The organism is Nitratireductor alexandrii, from assembly GCF_004000215.1.
GTDB classification, from domain to species: Bacteria; Pseudomonadota; Alphaproteobacteria; order Rhizobiales; family Rhizobiaceae; genus Mangrovimarina; species Mangrovimarina alexandrii.
In genome coordinates this window covers 192946-206168 of record NZ_RBVY01000003.1, presented here as the reverse complement: position 1 = coordinate 206168, position 13223 = coordinate 192946, and the positions used below count along the sequence as shown (strand labels likewise).

General features: G+C 66.0%; 15 protein-coding genes. 4 read left to right on the top strand and 11 right to left on the bottom strand.

The genetic code is table 11. From position 1 onward, the window contains the following. Positions 1–47 precede the first annotated feature (47 nt). Both EP380_RS07595 and EP380_RS07590 read left to right on the top strand, forming a co-directional pair. The gene (locus EP380_RS07595) at positions 48–797 is read left to right on the top strand and encodes a YebC/PmpR family DNA-binding transcriptional regulator (RefSeq protein ID WP_106570088.1); all 750 of its coding nucleotides are present in this window, start codon (positions 48–50) and stop codon (positions 795–797) included. Next, complete coding sequence (locus EP380_RS07590; RefSeq protein ID WP_127597780.1) at positions 794–1084, top strand: Rdx family protein; 291 nt, start codon at positions 794–796, stop codon at positions 1082–1084. The genes EP380_RS07595 and EP380_RS07590 overlap by 4 nt, the downstream gene beginning before the upstream one ends. A gap of 104 nt (positions 1085–1188) precedes the next feature. Here the strand turns inward: EP380_RS07590 and rpmE are convergent, their stop codons facing one another. Next, positions 1189–1410 carry a 50S ribosomal protein L31 gene (rpmE, locus tag EP380_RS07585; RefSeq protein ID WP_106570086.1) on the bottom strand — a complete coding sequence of 74 codons (222 nt, stop codon included), beginning with the start codon at positions 1408–1410 and terminating at the stop codon, positions 1189–1191. 191 nt (positions 1411–1601) lie between these two features. On the opposite strand from rpmE, the gene EP380_RS07580 reads away from it, so the two are divergent. Then, positions 1602–3404, top strand: coding sequence for an ABC transporter transmembrane domain-containing protein (locus EP380_RS07580; protein WP_127597778.1), 1803 nt, complete (start codon positions 1602–1604; stop codon positions 3402–3404). Between the two features lie 9 nt (positions 3405–3413). On the opposite strand, the gene EP380_RS07575 is transcribed toward EP380_RS07580, so the two are convergent. From EP380_RS07575 to EP380_RS07565, 3 genes are all read right to left on the bottom strand, one after another. Further along, entirely contained in the window at positions 3414–4031 is a 618-nt protein-coding gene (locus EP380_RS07575; RefSeq protein WP_106570491.1) for a nitroreductase family protein, read from the bottom strand. 129 nt (positions 4032–4160) lie between these two features. Beyond that, on the bottom strand, positions 4161–4844 hold the full coding sequence (locus EP380_RS07570; protein WP_127597776.1) for a GntR family transcriptional regulator: 684 nt from the start codon (positions 4842–4844) through the stop codon (positions 4161–4163). A 24-nt stretch (positions 4845–4868) separates the two neighbouring features. Continuing rightward, a complete protein-coding gene (locus EP380_RS07565; protein ID WP_127597774.1) occupies positions 4869–6524 on the bottom strand; it encodes an FAD-binding dehydrogenase in 1656 nt (551 codons plus the stop codon). Positions 6525–6689: 165 nt separating this feature from the next. On the opposite strand from EP380_RS07565, the gene EP380_RS07560 reads away from it, so the two are divergent. Further along, positions 6690–7043, top strand: a complete 354-nt coding sequence (locus EP380_RS07560) for a DUF1304 domain-containing protein (protein ID WP_106570489.1) — start codon at positions 6690–6692, stop codon at positions 7041–7043. Between the two features lie 4 nt (positions 7044–7047). Here EP380_RS07560 and EP380_RS07555 read toward each other — a convergent pair whose 3' ends face one another. The 7 genes from EP380_RS07555 to EP380_RS07525 form a co-directional block, all read right to left on the bottom strand. After that, complete coding sequence (locus EP380_RS07555; protein WP_106570083.1) at positions 7048–8079, bottom strand: peptidoglycan -binding protein; 1032 nt, start codon at positions 8077–8079, stop codon at positions 7048–7050. 1 nt (position 8080) lies between these two features. Beyond that, positions 8081–9112 (bottom strand): MotA/TolQ/ExbB proton channel family protein, encoded by a 1032-nt coding sequence (locus tag EP380_RS07550; protein ID WP_106570082.1) that lies wholly within the window; start codon positions 9110–9112, stop codon positions 8081–8083. Positions 9113–9209: 97 nt separating this feature from the next. Further along, on the bottom strand, positions 9210–9896 hold the full coding sequence (gene trhA / locus EP380_RS07545; protein WP_164749797.1) for a PAQR family membrane homeostasis protein TrhA: 687 nt from the start codon (positions 9894–9896) through the stop codon (positions 9210–9212). 102 nt (positions 9897–9998) lie between these two features. Continuing rightward, positions 9999–10799 carry an inositol monophosphatase family protein gene (locus EP380_RS07540; RefSeq protein WP_106570081.1) on the bottom strand — a complete coding sequence of 267 codons (801 nt, stop codon included), beginning with the start codon at positions 10797–10799 and terminating at the stop codon, positions 9999–10001. A 27-nt stretch (positions 10800–10826) separates the two neighbouring features. Continuing rightward, positions 10827–11390, bottom strand: a complete 564-nt coding sequence (gene efp, locus EP380_RS07535; protein WP_106570487.1) for an elongation factor P — start codon at positions 11388–11390, stop codon at positions 10827–10829. Positions 11391–11495: 105 nt separating this feature from the next. After that, on the bottom strand, positions 11496–12458 hold the full coding sequence (locus EP380_RS07530; RefSeq protein ID WP_106570080.1) for a tetratricopeptide repeat protein: 963 nt from the start codon (positions 12456–12458) through the stop codon (positions 11496–11498). Further along, a complete protein-coding gene (locus EP380_RS07525; RefSeq protein ID WP_127597772.1) occupies positions 12455–13117 on the bottom strand; it encodes a thiamine phosphate synthase in 663 nt (220 codons plus the stop codon). Before EP380_RS07525 ends, EP380_RS07530 begins: the two co-directional genes overlap by 4 nt. Positions 13118–13223 lie beyond the last annotated feature (106 nt).

Below are 13223 nucleotides of genomic sequence, written 5' to 3'. Positions count from 1 at the left end.
ATCTATAAAGCGCGCCAAATCCCCATGATTTGACGACAAGAGGCGCCATGGCCGGCCATTCACAGTTCAAAAACATCATGCACCGCAAGGGGCGGCAGGACGCTGCCCGCTCCAAGATGTTTTCCAAGCTCGCGCGCGAGATCACCGTCGCGGCCAAGCAGGGCATGCCCGATCCGGACATGAACCCGCGGCTCAGGCTGGCGATCCAGAACGCCAAGGCGCAGTCGATGCCCAAGGACAACATCCAGCGCGCCATCAGCAAGGCGTCGGGCGGCGATTCGGAAAATTACGAGGAAGTCCGCTACGAGGGATACGGCCCCGGCGGGGTGGCGGTCATCGTCGAGGCACTGACCGACAACCGCAACCGCTCCGCTTCCAATGTGCGCGCCGCCTTCACCAAGGCGGGCGGCTCGCTGGGCGAGACCGGATCGGTCGCCTTCATGTGGGACCGGGTCGGCGAGATCGTCTATCCGGCCTCGGCGGGTGATGCCGATACGGTGATGGAGGCCGCGATCGAAGCGGGCGCGGAGGACATTCAGTCCGACGAGCACAGCCACACCATCCTGTGCGCGTTCGAGGATATCGGCGACGTTTCCAAGGCGCTCGAAGCGGCGCTGGGCGAGCCGGAATCGGTCAAGACGATCTGGAAGCCGCAAAACAGCGTGCCGGTGGACGAGGAGCGGGCGCAGTCGCTGATGAAGCTGATCGGCGTGCTCGAGGACGATGACGACGTGCAGAACGTCTACGCCAATTTCGAGGTCGACGACGAAACTCTGGCCAAGCTGAGCGCTGCGTGAGCGCCGACGGGCGTCCGACCGTCCGCATTGTCTACTGCACGCAGTGCCATTGGCTCCTGCGCGCTGCCTGGATGGCGCAGGAATTGCTGTCGAGCTTCGGGTCCGATCTGGGTGCGGTGACGTTGGTGCCGGGCAGCGGCGGCACGTTCGAGATCACGCTCGACGGCGAGACGATCTGGGAACGCAGCCGCGACGGCGGTTTCCCCGATGCCAAGCTTTTAAAGCAGCGCGTGCGCGACGCCGCGTGGTCGGAGCGCGATCTGGGCCATGCCGATCGCGCCGGCTGAGCCGGAGCACGCTGCCGTTCAGGGACCCGACCTTCAACCGGCACGCGGCCAAAAGAAAACCCCGCCGAAGCGGGGCTTTCCAAACCGTATGCGTCGGGTCCGGCTCAGAGGCCGAGGCCCTCATAGCGCTTCTTGAACTTCGACAGGCGTCCGCCGCGGTCCATGAGATGCTGCTGGCCACCGGTCCAGGCCGGATGGGTGTTGGGGTCGATGTCGAGGTTGAGCGTGTCGCCCTCTTTGCCCCAGGTCGACCGGGTCGTGTATTCGGTGCCATCGGTCATGACGACCTTGATGGTGTGGTAGTCGGGGTGGATTTTCGCTTTCATCGATCTCGTCCTGGTCTTCAACGGCGCTGCCGCCGGCCGCCTGCGGCGATGCGCCTAGCCTGTAAAACTTGAAGCCGCGGCCATTCACGGCTACGGCTTCGCCAAATCCTGCGCGGCCTATACATCAGCCGCCCTGGAATCACAAGACCGTAGCGCCGGGTCGCGAGACACCGCCTACAGGAGACGCGTGAATGGCACACCCGCCAGACGAGACCGAAAAGCGCAGACGCTCGCTCCGGCCGTTGGCGCGGCTGTTTCCCTATCTCAAGCGGTATCCCGGTCTCGTCGCCGGCGCGGTCGTCTTTCTGGTGCTGGCCGCAGCGACGACGCTGACCTTGCCGCTGGCGGTGCGCCGGATGGTCGATCACGGGTTTTCCGGCGCCGATTCCGCCTTCATCGCCAATTATTTCACCATGTTGATCGTGATCGCGGCAGTGCTCGCGCTCGCTTCGGCGTGCCGGTATTATTTCGTCATCTCGCTCGGCGAGCGCGTTGTGGCCGATCTGCGCCGCGACGTGTTTGCTCACGTCACCACGCTGTCGCCCGGCTTTTTCGATACGGTGCAGTCGGGCGAAATCGTCTCCAGACTGACGGCCGACACCACGCAGATCAAGTCCGCCGTGGGGGCGACGGCATCGCTTGCGCTGCGCAACACGATCCTTGGGGTCGGTGCGCTCGGCATGATGGTGGTCACCAGTCCGAAACTCTCGCTGCTGGTGATCGGCGCCATCCCGGTGATCGTGGCGCCGATCGTCGCCTTCGGACGGGCCGTGCGGCGAAAGTCCCGCGCCGCGCAGGACATGCTCGCCGAGGCGACGGCCTTCGCCAGCGAACAGATCGGCGCGGTGCGCACGCTGCAGGCCTTCACCAACGAAACCTATGTGGCGCGCAGATTCGCGACCGCGGTCGAAAACGCTTTCCGCGCCGCCCAATCCTCGATCTTTGCGCGGTCCTTCCTGACCTTCTTTGCCATCTTCATGGTGTTTTCCTCGGTGGTGGCGGTGTTGTGGATGGGCTCGCGCGACGTGCTCGAAGGGACGATATCGCCGGGCACGCTCGGTCAGTTCCTGCTTTATTCGGTGTTCGCGGCCGGTGCGCTCGGGGCGCTGTCGGAGGTTTGGGGCGAACTCAGCCAGGCGGCCGGCGCCGCCGAGCGGCTGAGCGAGTTGCTGGACGAGGAAACGCCTGTGCGTACGCCAGCCTCGCCGCTTGCCCTGCCCGACCGGGTGCGCGGCCGGGTGACGTTCGACGGTGTTGCCTTCGCCTATCCGTCGCGGCCCGACCAGTCGGCGCTGCACGGCCTGTCCTTCGAGGTCAGCCCGGGCGAGACGGTGGCGATCGTCGGGCCATCGGGCGCCGGCAAGAGCACGATCATCTCGTTGTTGCTGCGGTTCTACGATCCGCAGCACGGGGCGGTGCTGATCGATGGTGTCGACCTTGCCCGCGCCGATCCACGCGCCGCGCGCCGCCATATCGCGCTGGTGCCGCAGGACCTGACGATCTTCGCCGCCTCGGTGCGCGACAATATCGCCTTCGGCCGCCCCGGAGCCTCCGAGCCGGAGATCCTGGCTGCGGCGCGCGATGCGCATGCCGACGAATTCATCGGCAAGCTGGAGAGGGGCTACGACACGCCGGTCGGCGAGCGCGGCGTGACCTTGTCGGGCGGGCAACGGCAGCGCGTGGCGATCGCGCGCGCCATCCTGCGCGACGCGCCGATCCTGCTTCTCGACGAGGCGACCTCGGCGCTCGACGCCGAAAGCGAGACGCTGGTGCAGGAGGCGCTGGAACGGCTGATGCAGGATCGCACCACGATCGTGATCGCGCACCGGTTGGCGACGATCCTGAAGGCCGACCGCATCCTGGTGATCGACAATGGCCGGATTGTCGAGGAAGGCACGCATGCCAGCCTGGTGGCGCTGGACGGCGTCTATGCCCGGCTTGCCCGGCTGCAGTTCGAAACCGGCGCGGGCGCGCTCAGTCGCGCGGCGGAGTGACGCCGCCGCTTACAGAAAGGTGGCGATCTCCTCGAGCGGTTTTTTGTCCATGGCATGGGCGGGGATCGTCGCGTTTTCCTTCGGATAGCCCACGACCATCAGGATATAGGGCTTATCGTGTGGGTCGCGGCCGCACAGTTCGTTGAGGAAACTCATCGGATTGGGCGTGTGGGTCAGCGTCGCCAGGCCGGCCCGGTGCAGGGCCGCGATCAGGAAGCCTGCGGCAATCGAGACCGATTCCGGCACATAGTAGTTCTTGCGTCGGACGCCGTCGGCCGAGCGGCTACGCCGCTCGCCGAAAATGCAGATCAGCCATGGCGCCTCTTCGAGGAAGGGTTTTTCGGCGTCCGTGCCGAGCGGGGCGAGGGCGGCCAGCCATTCCTCGCCGCCGCGGCCGGCATAAAAGGCCCGTTCCTCGACTTCCGCGGCTGCGCGGATACGCTTCTTGAGCGCCGGATCGCCGATGACGGCGAAATGCCAGGGTTGATGGTTGGCGCCGTTGGGCGCCGTGCCGGCAGCGCGGATGCAGGTCTCGATGATGTCGCGCGGCACCGGGCGCGTGTCGAAATCGCGCACGGTGTGGCGTGTGCGGACTTCCTCGTAGAATGACCTGGCGCGGGCGCGCATCTCCTCCACGGGCAGTTCGCGATAGTCCGGCAAGGGGACGGGTTGGTAGTGCCTGGTCCGGGCTTTTTCCACGCTACGCTCCACGTCATATAAATTGTCGGACAATATTGTCTGGCAATTAAAGGGACGTCAAGCCGATCCGGCCTGGGCGTCCCGGTGCGCGAAATGATTATCGTCCAAGGATTGCACCAGCCGGCGCGCGGTCTCGACATGGGCGAGCATCGCAGCCTCCGCGCCGGCCGTGTCGCCGGCCGCAACCGCGTCGGCGATGCGGGCATGGTCGTGATTGGTGCGGAAGATGTCGCGCCGATCGACCATTACCCGAAATTGCAGCCAATAGATCGAATTCGAAAGCCTGGCGAGCGTATCGGCGAGCAGTGGGTTGCCGGCGGTTTCGGTGAAAAGCGCGTGAAACCGTGCGTTGAGGTCGGAAAAGCGGGGCATGTCGTTGGCCTCGGCGGCGGCGTCCAGATCGCGGCGCAGCGCGACGAGCCGCGCCGGGGCCGCGCTGAGCGTGGGCGTTGCCAGGCGCACGGCCAATGCCTCGAGCGCACCGCGCACGGCGAACAGATTGTCGACTTCGTCGCGGGTCAGCCGGCGAACGGTGACGCCGCGATGCGGAGCGAGCGCCAGCAATCCGTCCGCCGTCAGCCGGCGGAAAGCCTCGCGCACGGACGATCGCGACACGCCGAGACGGGAGGAAAATTCGGCTTCCGTCAGCCGTTGGCCGGGTGAGAGCTGGCCGGCGCGCACGGCCGCGGTGATGTGGGCCGCGATCTGCTCGACCGTCGAGGCGGCGGCGGTGCTGGTCATGCGCGTCGTGTTTCCCGTCTGGACTCAGGCGCTGGCGATATGGCGCCCGGCGGTGCGGCCGGAAAAGATGCAGCCGCCGAGAAAGGTGCCTTCGAGCGCGTTATAGCCATGATAACCGCCGCCGCCGAAACCGGCGACCTCGCCGGCTGCATAGAGGCCGGGAACCGGGTTCCCGGCGCTGTCGAGCACGCGGCTGTCGAGATCGGTATGCAGCCCGCCGAGCGATTTGCGGGTCAGCACGTGCAGGCGAACCGCGATCAGCGGACCGTTTTTCGGATCAAGCATCTTGTGCGGCGCGGCCGTGCGGATCAGCTTGTCGCCGAGATAGGCGCGGGCGCCGCGAATGGCGGTGATCTGGGCATCCTTGGAAAACGGGTTGTCGATCTCGCGGTCGCGGGCCTCGATCTGGGCCTTGATGCGCTCGGGATCGAGCAGTTTTTCGTCGGTAAGCGCGTTCATGGCTTCGACCAGCTCGGCGAGCGTGTCTCGGACGACGAAATCCTCGCCTTTTTGCTTGAAGGCCTCGACCGGCGGTGGCGCGCCGGCGCCGCGCCGGCTTTTCAACACCGCGCGCCAGCTCTTGGCGGTGAAATCGGGGTTCTGCTCAGAACCGGAAAGCGCGAACTCCTTCTTGATGATTTTCTGGGTCAGGATGAACCAGGAATAGTCGTGTCCGGTCGAAAGGATGTGTTTCAAGGTTGCGAGCGTGTCGAAGCCGGGCATGCAGGGCGCGGGCAGGCGGTTGCCGGTGGCGTCGAGCCACAGCGAAGACGGGCCGGGCAGAATGCGGATGCCGTGATTGGGCCAGATCGGTGCCCAGTTCTTCACCCCCTCGGTATAGTGCCACATCCGGTCGGCGTTGATGACGGCGCCGCCGGCCTGCTTGGCGATCGCCAGCATGCGGCCGTCGACGTGATGCGGCACGCCGGCGACCATGGTGACCGGCGGCAGGCCAAGCCGTTCCACCGGCCAGTTCTTGCGCACGAGGTCGAAATCGCCGCCGATGCCGCCGCTGGCCACGACCACCGCGCCGGCCGTGACCTCGAAATCGCCGACGGCCGTGCGGCTCGATCGTTCGCCGCGCTCCACCGTGGACGGTTCGAGGATTTCGCCGGCGGCACCGGTGACCCTGCCGTTGGTCCTGACCAGACGGCTGACTCGGTGGCGGAATTTCAGCACGATGCGGCCTTCGGCGGCATGCGCGCGAACGCGGCGCTCGAACGGTTCGACGGCGCCGGGCCCGGTTCCCCAGGTGATGTGGAAACGTGGCACCGAATTGCCGTGGCCGTCGGCGAAGCCGCCGCCCCGTTCGGCCCAGCCGACGACCGGAAACCAGCGCATGCCCATGGCGTGCAGCCAGGGGCGCATCTCGCCGGCGGCGAAATCGATATAGGCTTCGGCCCATCGCCGCGGCCAGTGATCTTCCTGCCGGTCGAACCCGGCCGAGCCGAGCCAGTCCTGCAGCGCGAGGTCGCGGCTGTCCTTGATGCGCAGCCGGCGCTGCTCGGGGCTGTCGACGAAAAAAAGACCGCCGAGCGACCAGAAGGCCTGGCCGCCGAGCGAATTCTCGCCCTCCTGGTCGAGGATGATGACGCGTTTGCCGGCATCGGCGATCTCCGCGGCGGCCACCAGCCCCGCCAGTCCGCCGCCGACGATGATCGCATCCGCGTCTGTCGCCATGTCGCTGCCTTTCCGTGCCGCGGCGTCGAGCCGCCCATTGCCGTCATCGTAGGCGATTTGGGCCGGCTGACAATCGTCCTGCCGCCATTCTGGCGCAACGGGTTCCATTCGTTCCCGAACGGCCTAAGCTTGGTCTGGCGTTTTCGCGGAAAACGGATGTCGACGATGATTGCGACCGTGCTGAGCGGCCTGGTGGCCCTGCTTCACCTCTATTTCCTCTATCTCGAGATGGTCGTGTGGGACACGCCCGCCGGCCGCAAGCTGTTCGGCACCACGGCCGAATTTTCCGCCCAGTCTAAGGCGCTGGCGATCAATCAGGGCCTTTACAACGGCTTTCTGGCCGCCGGTCTCGCCTGGGGCGTGTGGCTGGGCGCGGAGGGATTTGCCATCAAGGCGTTCTTCCTCGGCTGCGTGGTGGTCGCCGGTCTGGTCGGCGCGGCGACGGTGTCGCGCAAGATCCTGTTGATGCAGGCTCTCCCCGGCGCCTTGGCGCTGCTTGCTCTTCTCGCCGGCTGGTAGGGCGCTACCGCTCGGTCAGTTTGAGTTCGATGCGCCGGTTGCGGGCGCGCACCTCCGGTGTGTCGCCTTCCTCCAGCGGCTGGAACTCGCCGAAGCCGGCCGCGACCAGGCGGTTGGCCGGGACGCCGTTCTCGATCAGGAACTTGACCACCGAGGTCGCGCGCGCCGACGACAATTCCCAATTGTCGCGATAGCGCCCCGTGCCCGACAGCGGCACGTTGTCGGTGTGGCCGTCGACGCGCAGGACCCAGTTGATCTCCGGCGGGATTTCCCTTTGCAGATCGAGGACGGCATCGGCGAGCTTTTTCATTTCCACGCGTCCGGCCTCGTTGATGACGTCGGCGCCGGAGGCGAACAGCACCTCCGACTGGAAGACGAAGCGGTCGCCGACAATGCGGATATTCTCGCGGTCGGACAGGATCTCGCGCAGCCGGCCGAAGAAATCGGAGCGGTAGCGGTTGAGTTCCTGCACGCGCTGTGCCAGCGCGACGTTGAGGCGGCGCCCGAGATCGGCGATCTTGACGTTGGATTCGCGGTCGCGTTTCTCCGACACTTCGAGCGCGTCCTCGAGCGCGGCGATCTGCTTGCGCAGGGCCGATATCTGCTGGTTGAGCAACTCGACCTGCGACAGCGCGCGCTGCGAGATGCGGCGCTCCTGGTCGAGCGCGCCCGACAGCGCGCCGATGCGCTCCTCGGCGGCCTGGTCGGCGCCGGTGCCGGCGGCCAAAAGTTCCTCCAGCCGCGAGCGTTCCGCCTGGGTGGCCTCCAGCGAGGCGCGCAGATTGGCAAGCTGGTCTTCCGAATCCTGATTGTTGGAGCGTTCGAGGGCGAGAAGTTGGGTCAGTTCGTTGATCTGCGAATTGAGGCGGTTCAAGACCGCGTCCTTGCCGGTGATTTCGCGGCTGAGCAGGAACTGCGCCAGCACGAAGACCGACAACAGGAACATGATGGCAAGCAGCAGCGTCGACAGCGCGTCGACGAAGCCCGGCCAGTAGTCGACGCCGCGATTGCGCTGCCGGCCGCGCGCCAGGGCCATCTCAGCCGGCTCCCTGCTTGTCGTGATCGAGGGCGTCGGCGATCTTTTCGAGGGCGGCGCGCGTCGCCTTTTGCTCTTCCGACTGCGCCTCGACCCAGTCGCGCATCAATTGCTGCTCGTTGCGCATGTTCTTGACCAGTCCGGAGATGCCTTCGGCCAGACTCGCCATCGAGGTCGCCACGCGTTGGCTCGAGCCGCCGGCCTCCTGCAGCGAGCGGAGCCGCTCGGCGACCATGCGGATCTCCTCGGCGGAACCGGCCGTGGCGGTTTCGGCGGCTACCGCCGTGTCGGAATCGAGATCGGTGACCGAGGACAGCCAGTTTTCAAGCTCGGTGTAGAAGCGATTTTGCGCGCGGCCGGCCTGCAAATCGAGAAAGCCGAGAACCAGCGAGCCGGCCAGGCCGAACAGCGACGAGGAAAACGCCGTGCCCATGCCGGCCAGCGGTGCGGCCAGGCCCGATTTCAGCGCGTCGAGCACGTCGTTGGTGTCGCCGGAGGCGGGGTCGAGCGACTGGATGGTGTCGCCGATCGCGCCGATCGTCTGCAACAGGCCCCAAAACGTGCCGAGAAGACCCAGAAAGACCAGCAGGCCGATCAGATAACGCGAAATGTCACGGCTCTCGTCGAGCCGGGTAGCGATCGAATCGAGAATCGAGCGCATCGACAAGGTGGTCAGCGCCGTCGCGGAGGACCGGCTCAGCATCACCTTCATCGGCGCCAGCAGCACCGGGTTGCCGGTCTCGGTGCCGAGGCGGAACGAGTTCACCCAGCGCACCTCGCGGAAAAGCCGTACCACATGGCTGAACACCAAAAGGATGCCGACGGCGAGAACGCCCAGGATCAGGCCGTTCAGGCCCGGATTCGTGGCGAAGGCGGAGGAAATCTGCCGGTAAAGAATGGCCGCGACGAAACCGGCGATCGCCAGGAAGATAAGCATGGACAGCAGAAAGATCTGCGGACTCGACAATTTATGCGGGTCATAGTCGGCCTGTCCCGACAGCCCGTCTTCCGCAAGATTTCGTAACCACGCCATTGCCAAGCCTCGAATCCGATCCCGCCCAAATCGTGTGCGCGATCCTAAGCGGAATTGTGACGAAATTGAAAGTTGCAGCGGCGGGTGCCGCCAAGCGTCACGAACGGCTGATCACCATCAGATCAAGCATCGCGGCCAGGTGTAGCCCGGCGCCCGAAACCACGAAACCGTGCCAGACCGCGGACTGGAAGCGCAATTTCTGCCACGCGAAAAACAGCACGCCGGACGAATAGGCCACGCCGCCGGCGATGACCAGCCAAAGGGTCGAATAGGGCAGAACGTCGACGATTTCGCCGACCACGACGATGCCGCTCCAGCCGATCGCCAGATAAACGGCGACGGCGAGACGATCGTAGCGACCGGGCAGGAAAAGCTTGACCGAAACCCCCAGCGCCGTGGCCGTCCACACAAGGACGAGCATCGTGGTTGCCGTGCCGGCGGCGAGTTGCGCCAGGAACGGTGTGTAGGTGCCGGCGATCAAGAGAAAGATAGCGGCGTGGTCGAAGCGACGCAGAACCCATTTGGTCGGCGATAGCGGCCACAGATTGTAGGCGCACGAGACCGAAAACACAGTCAGCAGCGACGCGACATAGAAGATCACCGCGACATATTCGGCCGGTGCGGTGCTGAACGCCGACAGGGCAAGCAGGGTCGAGCCCGCGGCGATCGCCAGCACGATGCCGAGGGCGTGCACGATGCCGTCCGCCCAGCGTTCGGCGGTGCTGTGATGAAATCGTCCGCGGAAGGGAAGCCCTGCCTCTTCGCCGTTTTGCATCTCGTCCATGCCGTTACACTATCTGGCGGATGTGACGAGACTGTAGAGCGAATGTCGCGGCCAGGGAAATTTTTCCGGTCCCGCCGGCCAAGCGCGACCCACCCCGGCTGTTCAGCGCGCGGGCAGGGTTTTCTTGAGTTGTTTTGACAGGGCACGGTGGATCGTCTCGTTGCCGGCCACGATCGAGCCGGTGTCGAGAAAATCCCCGCCACCGTCGAAATCGGTGACGAAGCCGCCGGCCTCGCGGATCATGAGCGCCCCGGCGGCCATGTCCCAGGCCGACAGACCGTGTTCCCAGAAGCCGTCGAGGCGGCCGGCCGCCACATAGGCAAGGTCGAGCGCCGCCGCGCCCATGCGCCGGATGCCGGCGCTTTCGCCCATGACATTGCGCAGCTCGATCAGCGCGGTGCCGTGATGGCCGCGACCGAGATGCGGGATGCCGGTGCCGATCACGCAGTCTGTGAGCTTCGAACGGCCGGCGACGCGCAACCGGCGGTCGTTCATGAAGGCGCCGCCGCCGCGTTCGGCGGTGTAGAGTTCGTCCATGGCCGGATTGTAGACCAGGCCGGCGACGAGCTGGCCCTGGCGTTCGAGCGCGATAGAGACCGCGAACAGCGGAATGCCGTGCAGGAAATTGGTCGTGCCGTCGAGCGGATCGACGATCCAGCGATGCTGGTTGTCGTCGCCGTCGATCGCGCCCCGCTCCTCCATCAGGAAGGCATAGCCGGGCCGGGCGCGCGCGAGTTCGGTATGCACGATTTCCTCGGCGCGGCGGTCGGCCTGGCTGACATAGTCGCCGGGCCCTTTCAGCGAAACCTGCAGGTTCTGCACCTCGCCGAAGTCGCGCGCGAGCGAGCGGCCGGCCTTGACCGCGGCCTGCACCATGACGTTGATGATCGCGGAACGCGCCATTGGACTGGACTTTCTTCGCGGACGCCGTCAGTCGGCGCGGCGGATATAGGTGATCTCGTTGGTGTCGACCACGATGCGTTCGCCCGACTCGATGAAGGGCGGCACCATGACGCGAACGCCGTTTTCGAGCATGGCAGGTTTGTAGGACGATGCCGCGGTCTGGCCCTTGACCACCGGGTCGGCCTCCGCGATCGTCAGCGTCACCTGGTCGGGCAGCGAAACGCCGATCGGCTTTTCCTGATAGAGCTCGACCGTCACCGTCATGCCGTCCTGCAGGAAGGAGGAACGGTCGCCGACGAAATCCTTCTGCAGTTCGAGCTGTTCGTAGGTTTCGGCATCCATGAACACCAGCGATTCGTCCTGCTGGTAGAGATAGGTGAAATCCTTCTGCTCGAGCCGGACCCGTTCAACCGTCTCGGCGGCGCGAAAGCGTTCGTTGAGTTTGGTCCCGTCGATCAGGTTCTTCAGCTCGACCTGGTTGTAGGCGCCGCCTTTGCCGGGCTTGACGGCGTTGGTCTTCACCGCGACCCACAGCCCGCCATTGTGCTCGATCACGTTGCCGGGGCGGATTTCGTTGCCGTTGATCTTCATGCGTTCAAATCCAGAAAATGCCTTGTGGCGCAGGCGGCGCCTTTTCGCGGCTTCCAAGAACACAATTCCGCCGGAGAGGCAAGACGAAGCGGTGCGACGGGCGGTTCAGCGCAGGCGGTTGGCCCGCTCGATCGCCTTTTTTTGCTCGTCGGTGGTCAGGCCCTGGAGAAAGTCGTCCATGTCGCGATCGCGCAGGCCGGCCCGGCGGGCGGTGATGTACCAGGCCGCCGCCTCGATCGGGTCGGGCTCGGTGCCCAGGCCGTGCACATAAAGCTTGGCGAGGCGGTTGCGGGCCGCGACATTGCCGCTTTCGGCCGCGCGCTTCATCCAGCCGAAACCGGCTTCGTAGTCGCGCTCGCCGCCACGGCCCTCCACCAGCCAGGTGCCGAGATCGAGCTGCGCGGTGTCGTAGTTCTGGCGCGCGGCCAGGATCAGATATTCGCGGGCACGCGCCTCGTCGCGCGGGCGGCCGGCGGCGCCGTTCGCGTAGAGCTGGGCCATGGCGTACTGGGCGTCTGGCAGGCCGGCTTCCGCGGCCTTTTCATAATAGGGTACCGCCTTGGCGAGGCCCGTTCCGCCGGCTTCTCGATTGATCAGCATCTGCGCGAAATTGAACATTGCCAGCCGGTTGCCGGCGTCGGCCGCCGCCTGCATCAACTCGAAGGCGCGGTCTGGATCGGGCCCGGCATATTTGCCGTCGGAAAGGACCAATGCGTATTGGAACTGCGCCTCGGCGATGCCGGCCTCCGCCGCCTTGCCGTACCATTTGGCCGCCTCGGCCGGGTCGCGTGGCAGGCCAAGCCCGCGCGACAGGATTTCGGCGACCAGCGCTTGGGCGGCGGCGTCTCCGTCCTTTGCGCGCGGCAGGGCGAGATTGTAGGCGGTGATGTAGAGACCGCGCTGGTAGGCGCCGAAGGCCGGGTCGCTTTGTTTTTCGCCGAAGCGCTGTAGGTCGACGGACGGTTTGTCGGCTTCGCCCGCGCGGTCGCCATCGGCGCCGGCCGCCGGCGAGGCAACGAGCGGCAGCGCGGCGAAAAGCAACGCGGCGAGGGGATGCCGGCTTCTCATCGGGGCGTCTCGTGGGCGAAAGCGGTTTCGTCGAGCATGCGGTTGATTTCGGCAACGGCTGCCTGCGGATCGGGGCCGTCGGCAAACACGGCCGCGCTTGCGGCGACGAATTCCGCACCGGTCCGCGCGACCTCGACAACCGAGTCGATGCGGCTACCGGCAAGCACGAGGCACGGAATCTCTACCATCTCCGACCACCAGCGGCCGAGCGCCAGATTGCGGGGATGCGGATCCGGCTTGGAATCGTAGCCGAAGCGGCCGAAGAACAGATAGTCCGGACGCAATTCGCCCAGTTCCAGCGCACGGTCGCGATCGCGCGCGCCGCCGGCACCGACCATCATCGCCGGCTGATAGCGGCCGATGGCGTCGGCGAGATCGGCAGTGGCGCCGTCGACGTGAATGCCGTCGGCCTTGGTGCGTGCGGCAATGCGCGGCGCTCCGGCGATCACCACTGCGATGCCGCGCGCCTGGGTGAGCGGGACGATCCGTTCGGCGAGGTGCTGGAATTCGCCTTCAAGCATGTCGAACTGCGGCAGAATGAGGGAGGCCACGTCACCGCCGGCACAGGCCTTCTCGATCCGCGCGGCCAGCGTATCGAGATCGCGCGACTGCGGCGCGATCAGCACGAGGCGGCAGCGATTGGGCGGTTTTTCGGTCATGGTCATGCTCTCCGGCCCGCTCATGGCGTGCGATCTTGGTGGGAATGGGGCATAACCGAGCCCGCGCCGAATGACCAGCGTTCCGCGTGGGTCGGGACGCGCCCGG